Source organism: Clostridium sp. SGI.024, assembly GCF_050315195.1.
Classification (GTDB): Bacteria; Bacillota; Clostridia; order Clostridiales; family Clostridiaceae; genus Clostridium.
This window is the reverse complement of record NZ_JBNPON010000041.1, coordinates 1-21,265: the sequence shown is the minus strand read 5'-3', so window position 1 is coordinate 21,265 and position 21,265 is coordinate 1. Positions and strand designations below refer to the sequence as shown.

Here is a 21,265-nt window from a genome sequence, read left to right as displayed (position 1 = left end):
ACTTATCTTATGTGAGTTTTTCTGAGAATAATTAGTAAATTAAATATGATATGCAAATTTTTAATGACTAATCTTTGATGTATTTTATATTGTCCTTCTTTTTATTTTATAGTCTGAAAAGGATTATTTGAATTAAAATGAAGTCTGTTAATATAATATTTATATACTTAATAATAAACCTCATACGCAGCACTAGTTATCATTTGTTATTCTAATTTCCGAATAACACCTCCTTCAATAAATAATATCTATAAGTGGTAATTACCACTTATAGATATTATAAATGTATGTTCCATAAATTGTCAATGTTATTTTCTCCATTTTTTGTAAATTTTATTATGTAAATTATTATTATTTTTGAATATAATTTAAAATTCCATTGCAAAACTTTTCCAATTTGAATAAAAAAAATAGAAACTCACCTTCTTAAAGTTTCCAAAATAAAATAAATGTTTAGTTTTATTTAATACTTGTAAAAATTTTTTTAGAAATAAACCAATAGCACATTGTACTAAAGAAAGCTATTAGTACTGTCTCTAATAACTTGTTTTCATTAGATATAAAATCACCTGTTATACTATATATAATTCCACAAATTATAAAAGTAAGTATATAGCTCCATAAAATAGAATTCGCATCTTCTTTATTATTTATATAATCTAATTCTTTATTTGTTAATTTCTTACCTCCATATTTAGTTGATAGCGTTTTATCTCTTATAAATAAAATTATATTTTTACTTATTTGCACTGCTAACAACATTATTATGGTTGAAAAAAACGATAAATTTAATGTATCAAAGAAGTATATTTTTACATTTTTGATTTTAAATATAAATTTCATATATATAAATAACAATAGACACAATATAGGAATTACATATAAAACTTGGCTTATTGCTTTATTTTCAATATTTTTTCTATTATTTTCCATGTAAATAAAATCAATAACACAAATACCAAAATCATTAGTAAGTATAACTTACCATTAATAATCCTCATACCATCACCATTTGGTATTATAACATTATTTTTAAATAAAAAAAATTAATAAACTGTTAAATACTATTAATTTTAATAATATATAACAGTTTATTATTATAATTTTATTTTATAATTTCTTTTATATTATAAGGAACTTTGTTACCTGCTAAGGTATATGCAAGTAGAGCAGAGCCATTCCATGGATCTAAAGCTGGTTCTTGTAAATAACATTTTAATCCTGACTTTTTAATTAATTCTTTTAAAGGATTTAAAACATAATCTCCTGCCTTAAATACTCCTCCAGTATATGATACTACAAACTCATCAGTAAAATTTAGTTCTTTCGATATTGCATTTATATGCTCAAATATAGCTTCAGCTGCATCTTCAAATATTTTCTTGCAATCTGTACATCCTGCCTCAGCTGCTAAGAAACATATAGTTGAAAATTTAGCCAAATCTGTTCTATTAAACTTTAACTTATTAAATACTATATCTACTATTTCATATTTATAAGTAACTCCATATTCTTTTTCTAAAATATCTACTAGTACTGTTTTTTCTTTTCTTCCATCCTTTTGCTTAGTGTATTCATTAATTGTTCTTAAAGCTATCCAATAAGCACTTCCATCGTCACCTATTCCTGGTCCAAACCCACCACATCTAGCTAATTTTCCTTCTTTATTTCTTCCATAGGCTATACTTCCTGTTCCAGCAACCACATTAACTCCTGGTTTACAAGCGGTACCTCCAGCCCATCCATTAACAGCATCATTGTCTATTGAATATGGAACCTTAATAATTTCTTTAAAAGCTTTATCAATGATCTCCATATCACTTTTACTTTCTCCATAGCCTGGAACTCCAGCAAAGATATATTTTATATCATCTATAGATATTTTTGCTTCGTTACAAATTTGGGAAAGATTTTCTGTTATTTGAGTTTTAATACCTTCAATACCAACTTGATGAATATGAATGGTTGAACCTTCACTTTCTGCTACCTTCTTTAAATTTTCATCAACTAATAAGTACTTTGTCTTAGTCCCGCCACCATCAATTCCTAAGTAATACATAATTTATCCCCCTACACTTTATAATTATAAGGTAGGCATAATTATTATGTGGTTATATAACTAGCTCAATTAAAGTATAAGTATTTATTTATATAATATTAAAGCCTACAAATTAATTATATCTTTAAAAAACTTCTTTTCCAATATTATTATATTGCTAAAATTCTACACATATATCTTATTTTCTCTTGCAAATATTTTTTAATGGTATATTTTATTTTTACAAGTAAAAATGAGATTATAGCAAAAAGGATAATATCTAATGTGGAAAGGGGATTAGATATTATCCTTTTTTATTTTTGTTTTTTATGATTTTTAAGAAGTTATTTTCTATACTTAGGGGTGTAACATCTATCTTAGAACAATAGATGTTACTTTAAGGACTTTTACCTTTTTTAGTAAAATTTATATAGATTAATAACATATTGGTATTTAGCTTTTTTATTTTATAATCTATCCATATATTCAGTCAATATTTATTTCCATTTTTAGCTTGTTACTACAATTTTTATTCTTTTATACATTATATTATTTAATTGTTAATTATTCCATATAAAAAATAACACCCAGCATATAACTGGGTGCTATTTTTGTTTTTAATAAGTTTATTTATATATTAAGGGATTAACTCTTTTTATTATTTTACAAAAAAATGTATATATAATCAATACTTTTTATTATTTCTTAATAAAATGGAAATAACACCTATTATAGGAGCAATAGGTGTTATCCCTTAAATTAGTAAGTAATAATGGTTAAACAAAATTAGTTACTTCTTTATTTTATTTTTTTATATGTACTTAGTCAATAATTCTGTTTATTTCTAATCCCTTACTACAATTTTTATTGCTTTATACCTCTATCTTATTTTCTCTTGCATAGTAGAAAAGATACTGCTGAGCCATTCCTGATAAAGCTCCAAACTTATCTCTTGCAAAAACTCTCATTTTATTTAATGATACGTCTGGTGCAACATAAAAATGAATCATAGCTCTCTTAACCCATACATCTACTGGGAAAGAAGAGTGTTTTGCCATTGAAAATAGCATTATACAATCTGCAACCTTTGCTCCAACTCCCATAAACTTTTGTAGTGCTATATGGCAATCATCATCATTTAAGCTCTTTATATATTCTAAATCGAAATCAAGAATTTCAGGTCTTTCTGTATATTTATCAGGATTAATTAGCATATCTTCTTTTACCTCTATTGCATCATTAACCTTTTTTATTGTATCAATTATGTACTTGCTCCTAAAAGATGCTCCTGTACCTTGAATTTCTTCTAATGTAGCATTTTTTATAGCTTTAGGACTTGGAAATGTATAATATTCTTCTCCTTTATACTCTATTCTTTCTCCCCAGTTTTCGCATATTTTCTTTACAGTTTTCTTTATTGAAGGAATACTATTTCTTGCAGAAATTATAAAACTTATAAGCATTTCAAAGGGATCTTGATTTAATATTCTAATACCATAACCAAATTCAACACTTTTTCTTAATATTTCATCCTTTGCTAATACATCTTTGATATCATCATAATTTCTTTCTAAATCAAAATAATTTAACCAAATATTATTAAAATCATCTTCATTTGAATTATATATTATTACTTCATCATTATTTTGAGCTACTTCAATTACTCTTCCAAAAGCAACAACTATATAATTTTCATCACTTATCTTATCCCATCTAAAACATTGACCACACTCTAATATTTGTTTTATATTAAAGTTTTTTACTCCTTCAATTATAACTTTATTATCTTCAAACTTTACATTTCTATAATCCATATTTTCACCTCATATTAATTACTACCTTAGGTTTCCCTTAAATTTTTACAAATTATTCTCTTTTTATCTGAAATTAATTATATCATATAGTTAATAAATTTTATAAACAATAATTTATATTATTAAAAATATATTATTTATAAGCAAAGAAAAGTTGTTGCATTTTAGTGCAACAACTTTTCTTTGTAATATATATCTTAATTTTAGTAAGTGTAAAAACCTCTGCCTGTTTTTCTTCCAAGATATCCAGCTCTAACATATTTTCTTAAAAGATTACTTGCTCTATACTTAGTATCTCCTGTTTCATTATATAAAACATCCATTATTGCTAAGCATACATCTAGTCCTATAAGATCTCCTAAAGCTAAAGGTCCCATTGGATGGTTTGCACCATATTTCATTGATGTATCTATATCTTCAACTGAAGCTATTCCTTCTTGTAAAATAAATGAAGCTTCATTTATCATAGGAATAAGTATTCTGTTAACTACAAATCCTGGAGCTTCTGCAACTTCTACTGGTTCCTTACCAATTGCAACTGATAATTCTTTTACAGCGTTGAAAGTTTCATCTGATGTTGCCATTCCTCTTATAACTTCAACTAGCTTCATTACTGGAGCTGGATTAAAGAAATGCATTCCTATAACTTTATCAGGTCTCTTTGTTGCTGATGCAACTTCAGTTATTGATAAAGATGATGTATTAGAAGCTAAAATTGTAGATTCCTTACATATTCCATCTAACTCTGCAAATATACTCTTCTTAATTTCCATATTTTCTACAGCAGCTTCAATTACTAAATCACAATCTGCAGCAAGAGCTAAATCAGTAGTTCCAGAAATTCTGCCTAAAATAGCATCCTTATCTTCTTCACTCATTTTTCCCTTTGCAACTAATTTAGATAAGCCTTTGTTGATTCCATTTATTCCTCTTTCAACAAATTCATCCTTTATATCTCTAACAATTACTTCATATCCTTTTTGAGCAAAAGCTTGAACTATGCCTGCACCCATAGTTCCTGCACCAATTACAAAAATCTTTTCCATAAAAAAACCTCCTATTATTTAATGAATAATTTATAATTGATAATGCATAATTTTAGATTTAAAATCATCTGAAATTATGCATTACGCATTATTCATTATCTATTAATCTTCTTTCAACTCTTTTATTTGAGCTATCATTTCAGGCACTATTTTAAATAAATCACCAACTATTGCGTAATCTGCTGTTTGCATAATTGGAGCTGTAGCATCTTTATTTATTGCTATTATCATATCTGATTCTTGCATACCTGCTACGTGTTGAATAGCTCCTGAAATACCGCAAGCTATATATATATTAGGTCTTACAGTCTTACCAGTTTGTCCAACTTGGTAATCTCTTTCTATCCATCCATTTTCAACTGCTGCTCTTGATCCTGCTATTGTACCACCTAAAGCTTCAGCTAACTCTTCTAGGATAGCAAAATTCTCCTTAGAACCAACACCTCTACCACCTGAAACTATAAAGTTTGCTTCACTTATATCTACAATTTCTTTAGCTTCTTTAACTATTTCTACTATTTTAGTTCTGATATCTGAATCTTCTAATTTCACTTCTACTTCTTCAACTGTGAAGTTTCTTTCTTCATCAGGAAGTTTTGAGAATACTCCGGGTCTTACTGTTGCCATTTGTGGTCTATGATCTGGACAAACAATTGTTGCCATTAAGTTTCCACCAAATGCTGGTCTTGTAGCAAGTAAATCTGCTTTTTCTACATCCACATCTAAAACTGTACAGTCTGCTGTTAAACCTGTTGATAATCTTGCTGCAACTCTAGGTCCTAAATCTCTTCCAATAAATGTTGCACCAATAAATATTATTCCTGGTTTTTTGTCATTTGCTAAATCGCAAATAACTTTTGTATATCCATCAGTAGTATAGTGCTCTAATAATTTGCTTTCTGCAACTAATACTTCATCTGCTCCATGTCTACCTAATGTATCTGCTAATGCTTTTACATTATCCCCTAATAATAAAGCTGTTAACTTTACGCCTAATTTATCTGCAATCTTTCTACCTTCACCAAGTAATTCAAGAGAAACCTTTTGAAGTTCTCCTTCTCTTTGCTCAGCAAATACCCAAACGCCTTTGTAATCTGCAATATTCATCTTCTTTACCTCCCATATATCTTAGATGTAATGTTTTTCTTTTAATTTTCCTAATACATATTTTACAGCTTCTTGAGGAGCTTCATTTATTAACTCTCCAGCACCCTTTGTCTCTTTAGTCATAGTCTTCTTAACCTTTGTTGGTGAACCCTTAAGTCCTAACTCATCTTTACTTATTTCAATGTTGTCTGCTGACCAAAGTTGAATTTCTTTGTTTGCTGTATCAAATATATATCTAACATTCATATATCTTGGTTCATTTAACTCTTTAATAGCTGTTAAAAGAACAGGAGTTTGAACTTTAATAAGTTCATATCCATCTTCTAAAGCTCTATTTATTAATAAGCCATCTTCCTCTACCTTTACATCTTGTACATATGTTACTTGAGGTATATTTAAATGTTCTGCAATTTCTGGTCCAACTTGAGCTGTATCTCCATCGATAGCTTGTCTACCAGCAAATACTATATCATATTCTAAATTCTTTAAAGCACATGCTAATGTCTTAGATGTTGCTAAAGTATCAGCACCTGCAAAAGCTCTATCTGTTACAAGAATTGCTTCATCTGCACCCATACATAAAGCTTCTCTTAAAGCATCTTTTGCTTGAGGAGGTCCCATGCTTATAACTGTAACCTTTCCTCCTACATTATCCTTTATAGTTAATGCAGCTTCTAATGCATGCTTATCTTCTGGATTTATTATTGATGGCACACCATCTCTTATAAGTGTTCCTGTTTTTGGATCAATTTTAACAGCTGTTGTATCTGGAACTTGTTTTAAACAAACTACTATATTCATTTATAAATCCTCCCCTTATCTTAAAGCGCTTCCTGAAATAACCATCTTTTGAACTTCTGAAGTTCCTTCATATATTTCAGTTATCTTAGCATCTCTCATCATTCTTTCAACTGGATATTCCTTAGTGTATCCATATCCACCAAAGATTTGAACAGCCTTAGTAGTAACATCCATAGCTACTTCTGCTGCATAAAGCTTAGCTCTTGCTGCATCTACTGAATATGGAAGCTTATTTTCCTTAAGCCATGCTGCTTTATATACAAGATGTCTAGCTGCTTCAATTTTAGTATCCATTTCTGCTATCATCCATTGTAATCCTTGGAAAGCAGCTAATGGTCTATTGAATTGTTTTCTTTCCTTCATATAATTAACAGCTTCTTCATAAGCTCCTTCAGCTATTCCTAATGCTTGAGCTGCTATACCAATTCTTCCTCCATCTAAAGTCTTCATTGCTATACCAAAGCCCTTACCTTCTTGTCCTATTAAATTTTCTTTAGGAACTACACAATTGTTCATTACTAATTCTGTAGTTGAAGATCCTCTAATACCAAGTTTGTCTTCTTTCTTTCCAATTGAGAATCCTTCAAAGTCCTTTTCAACTATAAATGCAGATATACCTTTTGTACCCTTACTCTTATCAGTCATTGCAAATACAATAAATGTTTCAGCAACTCCTCCATTTGTAATAAATATCTTTGATCCATTTAATATATAATTGTCTCCATCTAAAACAGCTATAGTTTGTTGTCCTGCTGCATCTGTTCCAGCACCTGGCTCAGTTAAACCAAAAGCACCTATCTTTTTACCAGTTGCTAAATCTTTTAAATACTTTTCTTTTTGATCTTTATTACCAAATTGATCTATTAAAGACGCGCATAAAGATGTGTGAGCGGAAACTATAACCCCTGTAGTTGCACATACTTTTGATAATTCTTCTACTGCAATTATGTATGAAAGAGTGTCTCCACCAGCTCCACCATATTCCTTAGAGAATGGAATCCCCATCATCCCAATCTTAGCCATCTTTTCAACATTTTCCATAGGGAATCTTTCTGTTTCATCAATCTCAGCAGCTATTGGTTTAACTTCCTTCACAGCGAATTCTCTAACCATTTTTTTTACTAATTCTTGTTCTCTAGTTAATTGAAAATTCATTAATTATACCTCCTTGATATTGTACCCTTTTGCTTTAAAAATAAGTTTTGTTTAACTTTTTAACTATTTTTTATTTTGTTTTTATTCTGACTATTTATTAGAAAAATTTTTAGCTCTCTTTTCAATAAAAGCTGTCATTCCTTCTTTTTGATCTTCAGTTGCAAAGCATTTGCCGAAATCCTCTGCTTCAATTTCAATTGCATTATCTATATCTACTTGCATTCCTCTATTTATAGCATCTTTGCATAATTTAACAGCTATAGGTGCATTTGCCATAATTGCATTTGCCATAGCCTTAGCTTCATCCATTAAGCTTTCAAGAGGAACAACTTTATTTACTAAGCCTATTCTTAAAGCTTCATCAGCCTTTACCATTGCACATGTGTAAATAAGCTCCTTAGCTTTTCCCTCACCCACTAATCTAGGTAATCTTTGTGTTCCACCAAAACCTGGTGTTATTCCAAGACCAGCTTCTGGTTGAGCAAATCTTGCTTTTTCTGAAGCTATTCTAATATCACAAGCCATTGCTAATTCACATCCCCCACCAAGAGCGAATCCAGATATTGCTGCAATAACAGGCTTGTCTAACTTTTCTAATCTTCTGAAAACTTCATTTCCTAAAAGACCAAATTTTTTACCTTCTTCTTCTGAAAGATCTTTCATTTCTGAAATATCTGCACCGGCAACAAATGCTTTTTCTCCAGAGCCTGTTAGTATAACAGTATATATATTATTGTCTTTTTCTAAGTCATCTAGTACTACATTTAAGTCTTTTAATGTTTCTGAGTTCAATGCATTTAAAGCTTTAGGTCTATTAATAGTCACGATTGCTAAGTGTCCTTCTTTTTCAAGAATTATGTTTTTTAATTCCATTTAAGGTCCTCCTTTTTAATTATAATTATTTTATTTTAAAACATTATAATATTTTTGCATCTGAATAAATTGTTATAAGATTAACAATCCCCTCAAAAAAATAATTGAAGCATAGGCTTCAATTATTATTATAATCTTTTGAAAATTCTTTTTCAATAATTATTTGAAAATTAAGATAAAATCTTAATGTAATCACTTACACTCATCTTTGTCATTTAGCAGATATATAAGTGTTAACAAGCTTTCAGACAAGTGTACATTTTCCACTGTAACTTCTTTTGGTACAGATAAGTCAACTGGTGCAAAATTCCATATACCAGTTACACCATTTTCGACTAAAATATCACAAACTTTCTGTGCATTTATTCTAGGTACACAAATAATACCTATATCAATTGAATTTTCCATTAAATATGTTTTTAAAGCATCAATATCTTGAATTTCTATGTCTCTTATTCTCATTCCTATTAATTTAGGATTTGCATCAAATATAGCTGTAATATTTAACCCAGTCTGTGTAAATCTACTGTAGTTTGCAATTGCCTGACCTATATTACCTGCTCCAACAATTACAGCACTATATTCTCTATTTAATCCTAAAATAATACTAATTTGATTATAAAGATCCTTAACATTATAACCATATCCTTGCTGTCCGAAATCTCCAAAACAGTTTAAATCTTGTCTGATTTGTGATGCAGTAAAACCAATTTTTTCACCTAACTCTTTTGAAGATATTCTATCTACATCATTTTTTAGTAACTCTTGTAAATATCTATGATACTTTGGCAATCTCTTAATTACTGCCATTGAAATATTTTTTTTCTTTTCCATATAATTTCTCCTAATTTTTATTTTTTATTTAAAACACGATTATTCAAATATATATATATACTATTATTCTAACACTTTTGTTTTGATTTTAAAACAACTTAAGTTATCTATTTAACAAACTATTTTAAATATATAAAAACCTTAATTTTATACTTTTGTTTTTATAAAATAAATATTTTAAATTAAATTAAATATACACAAAAAATTAGACTTATGTATAACGTAGCAGATCCGTTATACATAAGTCTCAAATTTGCAAAATTACGCGTTATAAACAAAAGTAATTTTGTATGCTTCCCTTATGCCTGAATGTTCTCAACTCAAATAATTATACGTAATTTGATGAAATTTGTCAACAAAAAAGTTTACCTATGCAAATTTTATTTCTTAACTCCTTTAACCCCAAATCTCTACAAAATTTCACAGGTAAACTAATTTCTCATATTATTGTTGATTGTGAAAATATTACCATTCTAATATTTATATCTTATCTATTTTAAGCACCTTGTTGAGTTTATTACTGCAAGTACTGTAACTCCAACATCTGCAAATACAGCTTCCCACATATTAGCTAATCCAAAGGCTCCTAAGATTAAAACTAATATCTTTACTCCTAATGCAAATATTATATTTTGCCATAAAATTTTATTAGTTTTTCTAGCTATCTTTATTGCTGAAACTAAGGCTTCTGGATTATCATTCATAAGAACTACATCTGCTGCTTCAATTGCTGCATCAGAACCTATACCACCCATAGCAACACCTATATCTGCTCTTGCTAATACTGGGGCATCATTTATTCCATCTCCTACGAATATTACTTTTCCTTGAGAATTATTACTTTCAATTATTTCTTCTACTTTTTCTACCTTATCACCTGGTAATAATTCAGCATACACTTTATCTAGGCCTACTATTCCTGCTACTTTTTCTCCAACAGTTTTATTATCACCAGTTAGCATTACTGTTTGTGAAACTCCTATATCCTTCAATCCTTTTATAGCTGCTTTAGAACCTTCCTTGATTTCATCAGAAATAACTATATTTCCTTTATATTCTCTATTAATAGCTATATGAACTATAGTTCCAATAGAATTAATATTTTCATAGTTTATATTAAACTTTTCCATTAGCTTGTAGTTACCAACTAATATTTCATTTCCTTCTAAAGAAGTTTTTACTCCATGTCCAGAAATTTCTTCATAATTAACTAATTCTTTTGAGTCTACTTCCTTACCATATTCTTTAATTATAGATTGTGCAATTGGATGGTTGGATAGACTTTCTGAAATAGCAGCTATCCTTATTAATTCTTCTTTATCTATATTCACATTATTTACTTCTGTTACTTTGAAAACTCCCTTTGTTAAAGTTCCAGTTTTATCAAATACAACTGTATTTACATCCTTTAATGCTTCTAAATAATTGCCACCTTTAACTAGTATACCCTTTCTTGATGCTCCACCTATTCCCGCAAATAATCCAAGAGGAATAGATACTACTAAGGCACATGGACAAGATACTACTAAGAATATTAAGGCTCTAGATAACCACTCATTAAATGTTCCATTATTTAAAACAAAAGGTGGTATTATCGCTAAAGCTAAAGCTGAAAATACTACTACTGGAGTATAATACCTTGAGAATCTAGTTATAAACTTTTCTGTTGGTGCCTTTTTATTAGAAGCATTTTCAACTAATTCTAATATTCTTGATACTGTGGACTCCTTAAAATTTCTAGTTACTTTAATATTTAAAACTCCATTAGTATTAATAAAACCAGCTAAAATATCTTCACCTTCAAAGACTTCTCTCGGTACTGATTCGCCAGTAAGAGCTGATGTATCTACAAAGCTATTTCCTTTTATAATTATTCCATCTAAAGGAACTCTTTCACCAGGTTTTACAAGAATTACTTCATCTATACTAACTGTTTCAGGATTTACTTTTTCTTCATTTCCATTTCTTATTACATTGGCATAATCTGCTCTAATATTCATAAGTGAAGTTATTGATTTCCTTGATCTATTAACAGCATAAGATTGGAATAACTCCCCTATTTCATAAAATAACATAACTGCTACGCCTTCTGGGTATTCACCAATAAAGAATGCTCCTAAAGTTGCAATAGTCATTAAGAAGTTTTCATCAAATACTTCTCCTCTTAATATATTTTTAACTGCTGTTAAAATTACATTACCACCTATTAATAAATAACTTAATATAAATAAAACTAATGTTATTATTGAATCTCTATCTAAGACCATTGCTACTGCAAAAATTATGGCTCCAATTATTAAGCTTAAATTCTCTTTTAAATTTATAGCTTCATTATGAGAATGTTCATGGCTATGTGAATCTTCCTTCTTGGAAGTATGTCCTTGATCTTTATTTGAAATATTATTTTCTACTGAACATGTTTTACTAGTACATCTATTTACATTTTCTATTACTACATTTTCTTCATCTTTGTGAAATACCTTAACTTCAGGTTCTAGTTTGTTTATTATTTCTTTTGCCTTAAGAATAATATCCATTAATTCTTCATTGCTATTTCCTTCTATAGTTAAGGTAGATGTAGTAAAGTTTAAACTTGCCTCTTTAACACCTTCTAAATTATTAACTCTAGTTTCTATTTTATTTGCACAATTAGCACAAGTTAATCCTGATAAAATCAATTTTATTTCATTTTTATTCATAGTTATCACCACTTTCCTATTCTAAAATATGCTTAAAGCCTTCATGGAAAATATGTTTTATATGATCATCTGCTAAGGAATAATATATAACTTTTCCATCTCTTCTGAATTTAACTAATCTATTACTTTTTAATACTCTAAGTTGATGAGAAATAGCTGATTGAGTCATATCTAATAAAGCTGCTAAATCACATACACATAATTCTTCTTTAAATAATGCATGTAGTATTTTTATTCTAGTTGAATCGCTAAAAGCCTTAAATAAATCTGCTAAGTCATATAGTACTTCTTCATCTGGTAAACTTTTTCTAACCTTCTCCACAATATCCTTATGAATTATTGTACAATTACAGCTTTCCACTTTATTTTCTCCCATTTCTATTCCTCCATTTCATTTAAATATATGAATAATTGTTCATATGTTCTTTTAACATTATTATATGCTTATCCTATTATTTTAGTCAACATTATAAAAAAAATTCTTTAAAAAACAAAAAGAATATTTTCAAGAATGAAAATATCCTTTTTGTCTATAGTCTGAAAAACTACATTTTAGCTTCCTTGCACTTATTATATTACTAATGCAATATTTTCCTTAAGCTTTTGATTTAAAATTACTTCATCTAAAATCAAGTTAATTATTGTATTACATATATGACTTGCATATTGTAGGTCTTTTTCATAAGAAACTATTCCTTCATATTCCTTTTGAAGACTATATATATACACTCTTATATCATCACAAGTTAATGAAGTATTTAATTCCTTTCTAACCTTATGTGTTTTAGAAAATTTATTTAAATCATTTTCATATAAAACATGATCCTTAACTGCACCAGGGCTTTTAAACTCCCACCTTTGATAATGAGGTATACAAAAATAATCACATAAAAAGTGGCATATAACACCTAATTCTTGATTAAATTTACCTATAGAATAAATAATAAATATATCATCTACAGATAATGAAGATAGAAACTGTATTTTATTTACTATCATATTAAAACTTTCATCAAAATAATGTTTTTTAAACTTATATTTTGATACTGAATCTGGCTTTAGATTTCCCCATATAAAATGCTTATAATTAATTAAAAAACTTTTATTTAACTCTACATTTTCAACAAAAGAAATAGCTAAAGACTTGTGAGTATTCATCATCATAAATTCCTCACCTCATTTCTTTTATAAACTAATAATAATATTTTTTGTTTTAAAAAACAAACTTATTTATTTCATCTTTTACTTAAGTATTTTAATTTTTCCAGTATCGTTTAAATTTTTTAATATTATAACCATAATTGGTAAAGCAAATATTCCTAAGAACCCAAATAGTCTCGCTCCAATAAAGATACAAACTAACATTATTATTGGATGTAACCCCACTTGCTGACCAACTATCTTTGGTTCAATTATATTTCTAACAACTGTAATAGTAACATAAATTATAGTTAATCCTATTGCTAATGGTATATTTCCTTTAAATAACTCTATAAATATCCAAGGTATTACTATTCCTCCTGTACCAAGAACAGGTAATATATCCACACAAGCAATTAATAAGGCAATTGTAATTGCATTTTCTACTCTTACTATTGAAAGTCCAATTGATAGTTCTATAAAGGTTATTGTAATTATCATAGAATATGCCTTTACAAACTTAAATAATGTACCAACAATGTAATCTTTAACTTCAAAAAATATAGCTCTCGTCTTAGGTGAAAATTGCTTTGTTATAAATCCTGTTATTTTTACATAATCCATAGCAAAGAAGAAAGAAGATATAATTGTAAATATCAACATAATAAAGAAACTTGGCACCATTGAAACTGTTGCTGAAACAAAGGATACCACTCCTGATGATATGCTAGATATAATTGTTCCTATGGATTTTGCTATAGATGATATCATTTCTCTAAAAGTATCAACTAATGTAGGGTCTAATTTAATTATCCAATCATCAACATTATTAGAAATATTAAATATAATTGGTTCAATACTATTTTTATATACATCAGGAAGTTGTATAAATACATCTTTTAATGCAATAAATACTTTTACTATAATTAATGTAAATACTGCTCCTACTGTTGCATAAAATAATAATACAGTAATTCCTGCCACTATTTTTCTATTAATTTTCAACTTCTTTGTTAGCATATTAATAAGAGGTTTTAACATAAAGGCTATACCAAAACCTATTACAAAGGGTAAAAACCAACCAAGAGCGTATTTAATAGCTATATAGATTATTGCTCCAATTATTAATAAATAAATTACGTTAATTATAAACTCTCTTTTCTTCTCAAAATTCATATATTTTTTCTCCTTGATTTTTCTTTGATTATACAATAAAATTCAGAATATTTAAATTTTAAATTTGAAATTTAATTTAATATTCAGAATTTAGTTGTTTTTATGGGCTATTTAATCAGTTTCTTTATTAAAATGTAGAATTATTTATTTTACATTGTGCTACAGAACCCTATATGATATAATTTATCCTCGTAGGGAATGAAGTTCTCCCTTGATATTTATCAAAACCGCTTATTATAGCTAATGACTTCTACAACTCTTTTTGTTGTGGAAATTATTAGCTTTTTTTATTTCTTAAATATCATTACTTATATTATATTCTACAGGAGGCTTAACAAATGAATGTTTTAATAATTATCTTAAGTTTAATAGTAATAGGTCTACTGGCAAATTATATTGGCAAATTGGTTGAATTTTTAAAACTTCCTTCACTTATAGGCATGATTTTACTAGGAATGTTTATAGGACCTGCTTTTCTTAATATAGTACCAGAAGCTACATTAAGTATTTCTACATATATTAAGGATATTGCTTTAGTAACGGTTTTATTTATAGGTGGTCTTGGTATACGCTTAGATCAAATGAAGGAAATTGGAAGGCCCGCAGTTTTATTAAGTATTGTTCCTGCAACCCTTGAGGGATTGGCAATTGCATTTTTATCTACGATATTTTTAAAATTCTCCTTTGTTCAAGGAGCTATATTAGGCTTTATAATAGCTGCAGTAAGTCCAGCTGTTTTAGTACCTTCTATGGTAGATTTAATTAATAGAAAAATAGGTCAAGATAAAGCAATTCCTCAAATGCTTTTAGTTGGAGCTTCAGCTGATGATACAGTAGCCATAACTTTATTTACAACTTTTATAGGCATATATATGTCTGGTATTAGTGGTGAATCTATATCTATTGCATCAGAATTAATTTCAATACCTATAGCAATACTTATAAGTATAGTAGTTGGCTTTATCCTTGCCTACATAACTAAAGGAATATTATCAAAAATTGATAACAATACATTTAGAGTTATTTTTTCTTTAGGTATTTGTATAGCAATTAGATATGTAGAAAATCAATTTCATTTATCATCCTTTAACTCACTATTAACTATAATGATTTATGGTTTCTTTTTAAGAACTTATTTAAATGATTTAGCTAAGAAACTTCAAGATGGAATAAATGTGGTTTGGAAATATGGTAAATTATATCTTTTTGCCTTTGTTGGAATGGCTATAAATCCATCACTAGTTGGTGAATACTTATGGATAGGTGTAGTAATGCTTATAATTTCATTAACTATTCGTTCTATAGGTGTTGCAATTTCTTTAATAGGTACAAATTTAACTTTAAAGGAAAGAATCTTTTGTATAATAGCTTATTTGCCTAAGGCTACTGTTCAATCTGCCAAAGCTGGAGTTCCCCTTCAAATGAACATAGTTGGTGGGGAAATAATGCAAGCTATAGCAATTTTAAGTGTTTTAATAACTGCACCAATTGGAGCTATAGGAATAAAACTTACTTCTCCCAATTTATTAAATCAAGGTCCCATAGAAAATGAACTAGCCTAATTAAAAAAGACCCTATATTTTAGACACTCATAATAGAGAGTCTACTATATAGAGTCTTTTTATACATTTGCATCTTTTAAAAAAGCTCATTACTAAAAACAGCAGTCTTTTTTGTAAATATAAAGCAAAAAATTTATTTGTAACGGTATAATTTATTAAATATTAAAATTTAATTGTATATTACTAAAACCATAGTATTTCTTTATCTTTTCTTCGATAATACTTAAATCATTTAATGTCTTATAGCTGTAAGCTTTACCTTCCTTTATAAATTTCTTATTTCCTCTTATCTCTTCATATTCTTCATCACAATCATAACATGCAACAATTTTATTTTGTTTTATTCCAAAATTTACAGTTTCTATAGTACCACCTTTTTCTCTTGTTTCTATAACAATAATCCCTTTGCTTAATCCACTTTGTATCCTATTTCTATTTACATAATTGTACCTAGATAATTTACTTCCATATTCATATTCGCTAACTAAACAACCATTATTTTCTAATATATCATTTGCTAATTTCATATTTACTTTAGGAACAATATAGTCTAATCCACAAGGCATAACAGCAATAGTAGTTTTTTTTGAATCAACAGCAGCTTTATGTGCATATGTATCACAACCAATAGCTAGTCCACTTACTACTGAATAACCTAAACTTAAAAAATACTTAGACGTTTTATATGCTACTCTAGCTCCGTTTTCTGTTGGTTTCCTAGTTCCTACAATAGCTATATTATTTTCATTTATTAAACACTCATAATTTCCTTTATAAAATAATATTGTAGGAGCATTATTTATATCTTTTAGTAATTTAGGATATTTATTATCTAATATTGATACCATTCTAATATTATTTTTAATTGAACCTTCTTTTATTTTGTTAACGTTTTCCAGAATGCTCTTAAACTGCTCATTAGTCATATTTTTTATATGCACACTTTCTTTTGATAACACAAGCTTTAACCAATCTTGCACTTCATCCATATCCCTAGGCATAGTATTATTTTCAATTATATTTCTTATCTTAATTGAACCTATACCTTTAATTTGTTTTAATATCATTGGTATTAATAAATCCATATATCTTCCTTTCTTTATCTATAATATATTAACTATTATGTGAGTATGTTCTTCCTATTCCTAATCCAACTATCTGTTTTGCTCCACACCTCATAAGTATTTCTCTACAAGCAATTAAGGAATTTCCAGTAGTTATAACATCATCAATTAGTATTATTGTTTTATTTGATAAATCACAATTATCCTCTTTATACTTAATAGAGTTAAGATGAACATCTTTATCTCTTCTTCCTCCAGCTGATAATTTATGAATATCTTTAGTTCTTATTAATCTATTAGATTTATCTAAGAATCCATTTTTTTTAGCTATATTTTCTGCTACGTAATTTATACCCTTCTTTTTTCCAACCTTACTAGATGGAATTGAAATAATTATAACATTATTCACATCCAATATTTCTTTAATATTCTTAAGTTTTAAATTAAATAAATTACTATATTTTTCAATTACCTCAATTTCATTCTCCTTAAGTCTTAATATATCTCCATCTTCTTTTTCTCTAAATCTTCTATTTTTTCCTCTCCTATATGGATTATAAATATCGTTATAGAAGATTATAAATTCTTCATTAAATTCATCTATAGTTACAAATGATTTAAATTCATTTTCTAAATACTTTAATACCTTAAAAAACTTATAATTAACTTGTCTTTTAATTAATATTTCAACATCATGTAATCTATTTTTTGCTATTGTATTATTTGAATCAATCGTCAATACTTCTTTATATAACTTTTCTGCCATAATATAATTTTCTTTAATTACATAACATTTTGCTAATCTTGTATGTGCTGCAATATTCTTTTCATCAAATTCAATAATACTTTTATTTAGTTTAATAGCTTCATCATTCCATAAATTACTATTCGCTAACTCTTTTGCTCTCTTTATTATCTTCTCCTTACTTTGAAGGTCCTTAATTTCAGTATCTATTTTATCTTGATTATTTAAGGACTCATTGCTTATATTTTTATTTAAATTATCTTCAGCACTTTTTAAATCTACATTTTTTGATTGTTCTTTTTTTGTTTTTTTAGATTTCTGATTTATCTTATTTTTCTTATTTAACTTGTTTATGTTATTTCTTTTAACTTCTGCTTCATTATTAAGATTATTGTTCCCGATATCTATATTGTTTATTATACTTTTATGTTCATCAGTATCAGATATTTCATCATCTTTTATTGTATTTATCTTTTCTTCATTGTACTTTACTCTTGTTTTTGATATTGCCTTCTCTAACTCTGTGTTTTGTTTTTTTAATTCTACTAGTTTACTTTCTAATGTTAACTTCTCTTTTTTTTCATATTCTAGTGAATCCTTGAGATTGTTAATATCAATATTTATAGAATCTATATATTCTTTTTTCTTAGCATCTTCAAATTTTATTCTTTCACTATCTTTTTCTATCTGCTGCAATCTATTCTTTAATTCTTTAATGTACTTTTCTTTTTGTATATTTTTATAAGATACTATAAAAATAATTATTACTAATATTAAAATAATTAGTTTCATAACTCCTCCAATAAATAACCTTATTTATAAATCAAAAAGGAGCTGATGAGACAGCTCCTTTATTTTACTCTTTTCTTTGCTTTCAGTTTTAGTTTTAATTATGTATAATTACACTTTGTAAAATTGATCTCATCATTTATTAAAATTTATTAAGCTTTTTTCTTAACTTTTTTATCAAAAGCCCTTTTTATATTTTCCCATAGTCCACTACCAAGCATAGCATCAGCAATAGATAAAATTTGTTGTATTAAATCTAATACATCAGCATCTCCAACCCAATGTTTTTTTACTATTTCTTCATCAGTATTATTGATTAAACTATTTAATACATACGCTGCTAAGGCAATATCATCAGCATATCCTAATGGACCTGTTAAAGCTTCTGGTATAAAGTCTAATGGTGAAACAAAGTATGCTATAGCTGCAACTACCTTTACTTTTTCAATTGCTGGAACATCCTTATCTATAGATAATTTACATAATAAGTGAAATAAATCCGGTGCAAACATTAAGTATTCTGCAAATTTATTAGTTTTCCCCTCATCACTTTTTAACCATTCTCTCATTTTCTTTCTCAATTTTTGATAAAAATCCTCATTATTCATAATGTAATCCCCTTTAAATATAATAAATATTAATTTAATTATACATCATTTTACAAATAATATCCTTATTTGGTAAAATAAAAAAATATTTGAATTAAATTAAGGCTGTAACTTAAGTAAAACCCTTAAATTACGGCCTTAATTTTTACAAATCACTATTGTCTATAATGATTTTATTTACATAAATTCTCCATACCTTCGTTCATTGGATATATCATTTAGTAAATGCTTTATTTCTTGTTCTTTATTCTTATTCATAATCAAAATAACATCTCCCGCATCTACTACAATTAGATCCTTTAAACCAAAACCAATAATTAGGTTTTTCTCTCCAAAAACTGCAGAATTTTCACTATCTTGAAGATATACATTATCACTTCTTTTATTATTTTTATCTTCTTCTAAATATCTACTTAAAGCTGAAAAGCTTCCTATATCATCCCATATAAAATCACTTTTTATAACATAGGCTTTTCTTGTTTTTTGCATTACACCAAAATCTATAGATATACCATCTATCAATGAGTATTGCTCAGAAATAACTTCATCTTCATTTTCTTCACCTAAATGCTTATATATCTCCATTAATGACTTATATAACTTAGGAAGATATTTTTCTATTTCTCTTAGTATTACATCTGCTCGCTTTACCCCTTTGAGATGCTTGTACACTTAGAATTTAATCTCTTCCAAGAGGCTAATAGACTCAATCTTTACGAAAAGTATTTTGATAAAGCTTCTGCTCTTGGAGTAACATTAGAAGAATTTTATCATGGAGTAAATATATTTCTTAATAAAAATCAGAATTTAGAATTTGATGAAGGGTATTTACGACCTCATGACTTCTTAGAATTTTGTACCCTTATAAAAGTTCCACCTAAGAAGCTATATGATAAATATTATAGGTTTGTTCTTAGTAAAAATTACTCAGATATAATACTTAATTATAGACACTCATCAAATCTTAATCAGAAGGAATTTGCTAAATTATCCAAGCTTAGTCCTGTTACAATAGGCTTCCTTGAAAGTAATAAAAAATATCCTACTAGAAAACAATACTCTCAATTAAGTAGATTACTTACTATTTAGTCAATCAACCACTTCACCATTCCAATTAATGGTATAATGTTATTGAATATAATAGATAAGCTAACAATAACTTTTAATTTTAACTACCATTATCTATATAAACAAGGAAGGGATTAATATAATGAAAAAAAGTATAATTATAGTATTCATTTTACTAGCAACATTATCAACTGGAGTAGTCGCTGGAAGGTTGACAACGCCAGTAAAAGAAAAAATAGTTGAGAAAGAAGTTGAAAAGATAGTTGAAGTAGAATCTCCAACTGCTGGATTAGCTAAAAAATATCTACTTAAATTTATAGACATTCAAGAAGAAGTCAACGCTTTTCCATATCATGAGGAAAAATATCTAACTACTGCGGGCATGCTACAATTAGGAGGACAAGAATATAAGATGTGGGATGCTTTGCTCAATGAGATATATGATGAATTAAAAAACACATTATCTACTGAAACCATGGATAAGTTAACAGCTCTGCAAATTCAATGGATTGCAGATAAAGATGCTACAGCTGAAGCTGCTGGCAAAAAAGCCGAAGGTGGAACAATGCAACCTCTACTTGTAATATCATCTAAAAATCAAAGTACAAAAGAAAGATGTTTAGAGCTAATAAAAGATTACATGGACTAAACCTTTATTTTTTTATCTTCAACTATGATATTTACAGTTATTTTCGACATAAAAATAGGAAATATATAAGATAACATCCTGTATATTTCCTTTTATT

General features: G+C 27.5%; 19 protein-coding genes, 1 pseudogene and 1 riboswitch. Of the genes and pseudogenes, 3 read left to right on the top strand and 17 right to left on the bottom strand.

Annotated features, from left to right (window positions below; genetic code table 11):
• Window positions 1-459: 459 nt before the first annotated feature.
• The 13 genes from ACQRD5_RS11590 to ytvI form a co-directional block, all read right to left on the bottom strand.
• Complete coding sequence (locus ACQRD5_RS11590; protein ID WP_427746838.1) at window positions 460-933, bottom strand: hypothetical protein; 474 nt, start codon at window positions 931-933, stop codon at window positions 460-462.
• Window positions 934-1,105: 172 nt separating this feature from the next.
• The gene (locus ACQRD5_RS11585) at window positions 1,106-2,059 is read right to left on the bottom strand and encodes an N-acetylglucosamine kinase (protein WP_291629182.1); all 954 of its coding nucleotides are present in this window, start codon (window positions 2,057-2,059) and stop codon (window positions 1,106-1,108) included.
• 851 nt (window positions 2,060-2,910) lie between these two features.
• The gene (locus ACQRD5_RS11580; RefSeq protein ID WP_291626362.1) at window positions 2,911-3,852 is read right to left on the bottom strand and encodes a DNA-3-methyladenine glycosylase family protein; all 942 of its coding nucleotides are present in this window, start codon (window positions 3,850-3,852) and stop codon (window positions 2,911-2,913) included.
• A gap of 203 nt (window positions 3,853-4,055) precedes the next feature.
• Window positions 4,056-4,898: a 3-hydroxybutyryl-CoA dehydrogenase gene (locus ACQRD5_RS11575; RefSeq protein ID WP_291626364.1), complete on the bottom strand. Its 843-nt coding sequence runs from the start codon at window positions 4,896-4,898 to the stop codon at window positions 4,056-4,058.
• A 102-nt stretch (window positions 4,899-5,000) separates the two neighbouring features.
• Window positions 5,001-6,005 carry an electron transfer flavoprotein subunit alpha/FixB family protein gene (locus tag ACQRD5_RS11570; RefSeq protein WP_291626366.1) on the bottom strand — a complete coding sequence of 335 codons (1,005 nt, stop codon included), beginning with the start codon at window positions 6,003-6,005 and terminating at the stop codon, window positions 5,001-5,003.
• 21 nt (window positions 6,006-6,026) lie between these two features.
• Window positions 6,027-6,806 (bottom strand): electron transfer flavoprotein subunit beta/FixA family protein, encoded by a 780-nt coding sequence (locus ACQRD5_RS11565; RefSeq protein WP_291626368.1) that lies wholly within the window; start codon window positions 6,804-6,806, stop codon window positions 6,027-6,029.
• A gap of 15 nt (window positions 6,807-6,821) precedes the next feature.
• Complete coding sequence (locus ACQRD5_RS11560) at window positions 6,822-7,961, bottom strand: acyl-CoA dehydrogenase (protein WP_291626370.1); 1,140 nt, start codon at window positions 7,959-7,961, stop codon at window positions 6,822-6,824.
• A gap of 90 nt (window positions 7,962-8,051) precedes the next feature.
• Complete coding sequence (locus ACQRD5_RS11555) at window positions 8,052-8,834, bottom strand: short-chain-enoyl-CoA hydratase (protein ID WP_291626372.1); 783 nt, start codon at window positions 8,832-8,834, stop codon at window positions 8,052-8,054.
• Between the two features lie 192 nt (window positions 8,835-9,026).
• Window positions 9,027-9,668: a redox-sensing transcriptional repressor Rex gene (locus ACQRD5_RS11550; RefSeq protein ID WP_291626374.1), complete on the bottom strand. Its 642-nt coding sequence runs from the start codon at window positions 9,666-9,668 to the stop codon at window positions 9,027-9,029.
• Between the two features lie 491 nt (window positions 9,669-10,159).
• Window positions 10,160-12,367, bottom strand: a complete 2,208-nt coding sequence (locus ACQRD5_RS11545) for a heavy metal translocating P-type ATPase (protein ID WP_320628075.1) — start codon at window positions 12,365-12,367, stop codon at window positions 10,160-10,162.
• 16 nt (window positions 12,368-12,383) lie between these two features.
• Window positions 12,384-12,743, bottom strand: a complete 360-nt coding sequence (locus ACQRD5_RS11540; RefSeq protein WP_291626379.1) for an ArsR/SmtB family transcription factor — start codon at window positions 12,741-12,743, stop codon at window positions 12,384-12,386.
• A 194-nt stretch (window positions 12,744-12,937) separates the two neighbouring features.
• Window positions 12,938-13,531 carry a zinc dependent phospholipase C family protein gene (locus ACQRD5_RS11535; RefSeq protein ID WP_291626381.1) on the bottom strand — a complete coding sequence of 198 codons (594 nt, stop codon included), beginning with the start codon at window positions 13,529-13,531 and terminating at the stop codon, window positions 12,938-12,940.
• A gap of 78 nt (window positions 13,532-13,609) precedes the next feature.
• Entirely contained in the window at window positions 13,610-14,683 is a 1,074-nt protein-coding gene (gene ytvI / locus ACQRD5_RS11530) for a sporulation integral membrane protein YtvI (protein ID WP_291626382.1), read from the bottom strand.
• Window positions 14,684-14,868: 185 nt separating this feature from the next.
• A riboswitch (Fluoride riboswitch) is annotated at window positions 14,869-14,943 on the top strand.
• 78 nt (window positions 14,944-15,021) lie between these two features.
• On the opposite strand from ytvI, the gene ACQRD5_RS11525 reads away from it, so the two are divergent.
• Window positions 15,022-16,245: a cation:proton antiporter gene (locus ACQRD5_RS11525; protein WP_291626384.1), complete on the top strand. Its 1,224-nt coding sequence runs from the start codon at window positions 15,022-15,024 to the stop codon at window positions 16,243-16,245.
• Window positions 16,246-16,400: 155 nt separating this feature from the next.
• Here ACQRD5_RS11525 and dprA read toward each other — a convergent pair whose 3' ends face one another.
• The 4 genes and pseudogenes from dprA to ACQRD5_RS11505 all read right to left on the bottom strand — a co-directional run.
• A complete protein-coding gene (dprA, locus tag ACQRD5_RS11520; RefSeq protein WP_291626386.1) occupies window positions 16,401-17,330 on the bottom strand; it encodes a DNA-processing protein DprA in 930 nt (309 codons plus the stop codon).
• 28 nt (window positions 17,331-17,358) lie between these two features.
• Window positions 17,359-18,846: a hypothetical protein gene (locus ACQRD5_RS11515; protein WP_291626388.1), complete on the bottom strand. Its 1,488-nt coding sequence runs from the start codon at window positions 18,844-18,846 to the stop codon at window positions 17,359-17,361.
• A 149-nt stretch (window positions 18,847-18,995) separates the two neighbouring features.
• Entirely contained in the window at window positions 18,996-19,451 is a 456-nt protein-coding gene (locus ACQRD5_RS11510; RefSeq protein WP_291626390.1) for a YkvA family protein, read from the bottom strand.
• Between the two features lie 177 nt (window positions 19,452-19,628).
• A pseudogene (locus ACQRD5_RS11505) lies at window positions 19,629-20,096 on the bottom strand (mannose-1-phosphate guanylyltransferase); the annotation flags it as partial.
• 15 nt (window positions 20,097-20,111) lie between these two features.
• Between ACQRD5_RS11505 and ACQRD5_RS11500 the strand changes: the two are divergent.
• Both ACQRD5_RS11500 and ACQRD5_RS11495 read left to right on the top strand, forming a co-directional pair.
• Window positions 20,112-20,540, top strand: coding sequence for a helix-turn-helix domain-containing protein (locus ACQRD5_RS11500; protein WP_291626393.1), 429 nt, complete (start codon window positions 20,112-20,114; stop codon window positions 20,538-20,540).
• Window positions 20,541-20,661: 121 nt separating this feature from the next.
• Window positions 20,662-21,168, top strand: a complete 507-nt coding sequence (locus ACQRD5_RS11495; RefSeq protein ID WP_291626395.1) for a lysozyme inhibitor LprI family protein — start codon at window positions 20,662-20,664, stop codon at window positions 21,166-21,168.
• Window positions 21,169-21,265 lie beyond the last annotated feature (97 nt).

Excerpts from the sequence above, each read along its gene's own strand:
- ACQRD5_RS11495 (WP_291626395.1), top strand. The coding sequence starts at position 20,662 with ATGAAAAAAAGTATAATTATAGTATTCATTTTACTAGCAACATTATCA.
- ACQRD5_RS11575 (WP_291626364.1), bottom strand. The coding sequence starts at position 4,898 with ATGGAAAAGATTTTTGTAATTGGTGCAGGAACTATGGGTGCAGGCATA.
- ACQRD5_RS11515 (WP_291626388.1), bottom strand. The coding sequence starts at position 18,846 with ATGAAACTAATTATTTTAATATTAGTAATAATTATTTTTATAGTATCT.
- ACQRD5_RS11545 (WP_320628075.1), bottom strand. The coding sequence starts at position 12,367 with ATGAATAAAAATGAAATAAAATTGATTTTATCAGGATTAACTTGTGCT.
- ACQRD5_RS11585 (WP_291629182.1), bottom strand. The coding sequence starts at position 2,059 with ATGTATTACTTAGGAATTGATGGTGGCGGGACTAAGACAAAGTACTTA.
- ACQRD5_RS11535 (WP_291626381.1), bottom strand. The coding sequence starts at position 13,531 with ATGATGATGAATACTCACAAGTCTTTAGCTATTTCTTTTGTTGAAAAT.
- ACQRD5_RS11590 (WP_427746838.1), bottom strand. The coding sequence starts at position 933 with ATGGAAAATAATAGAAAAAATATTGAAAATAAAGCAATAAGCCAAGTT.
- dprA (WP_291626386.1), bottom strand. The coding sequence starts at position 17,330 with ATGGATTTATTAATACCAATGATATTAAAACAAATTAAAGGTATAGGT.
- ACQRD5_RS11525 (WP_291626384.1), top strand. The coding sequence starts at position 15,022 with ATGAATGTTTTAATAATTATCTTAAGTTTAATAGTAATAGGTCTACTG.
- ACQRD5_RS11565 (WP_291626368.1), bottom strand. The coding sequence starts at position 6,806 with ATGAATATAGTAGTTTGTTTAAAACAAGTTCCAGATACAACAGCTGTT.
- ACQRD5_RS11560 (WP_291626370.1), bottom strand. The coding sequence starts at position 7,961 with ATGAATTTTCAATTAACTAGAGAACAAGAATTAGTAAAAAAAATGGTT.
- ACQRD5_RS11570 (WP_291626366.1), bottom strand. The coding sequence starts at position 6,005 with ATGAATATTGCAGATTACAAAGGCGTTTGGGTATTTGCTGAGCAAAGA.
- ACQRD5_RS11550 (WP_291626374.1), bottom strand. The coding sequence starts at position 9,668 with ATGGAAAAGAAAAAAAATATTTCAATGGCAGTAATTAAGAGATTGCCA.
- ytvI (WP_291626382.1), bottom strand. The coding sequence starts at position 14,683 with ATGAATTTTGAGAAGAAAAGAGAGTTTATAATTAACGTAATTTATTTA.
- ACQRD5_RS11555 (WP_291626372.1), bottom strand. The coding sequence starts at position 8,834 with ATGGAATTAAAAAACATAATTCTTGAAAAAGAAGGACACTTAGCAATC.
- ACQRD5_RS11540 (WP_291626379.1), bottom strand. The coding sequence starts at position 12,743 with ATGGGAGAAAATAAAGTGGAAAGCTGTAATTGTACAATAATTCATAAG.
- ACQRD5_RS11510 (WP_291626390.1), bottom strand. The coding sequence starts at position 19,451 with ATGAATAATGAGGATTTTTATCAAAAATTGAGAAAGAAAATGAGAGAA.
- ACQRD5_RS11580 (WP_291626362.1), bottom strand. The coding sequence starts at position 3,852 with ATGGATTATAGAAATGTAAAGTTTGAAGATAATAAAGTTATAATTGAA.
- ACQRD5_RS11500 (WP_291626393.1), top strand. The coding sequence starts at position 20,112 with ATGCTTGTACACTTAGAATTTAATCTCTTCCAAGAGGCTAATAGACTC.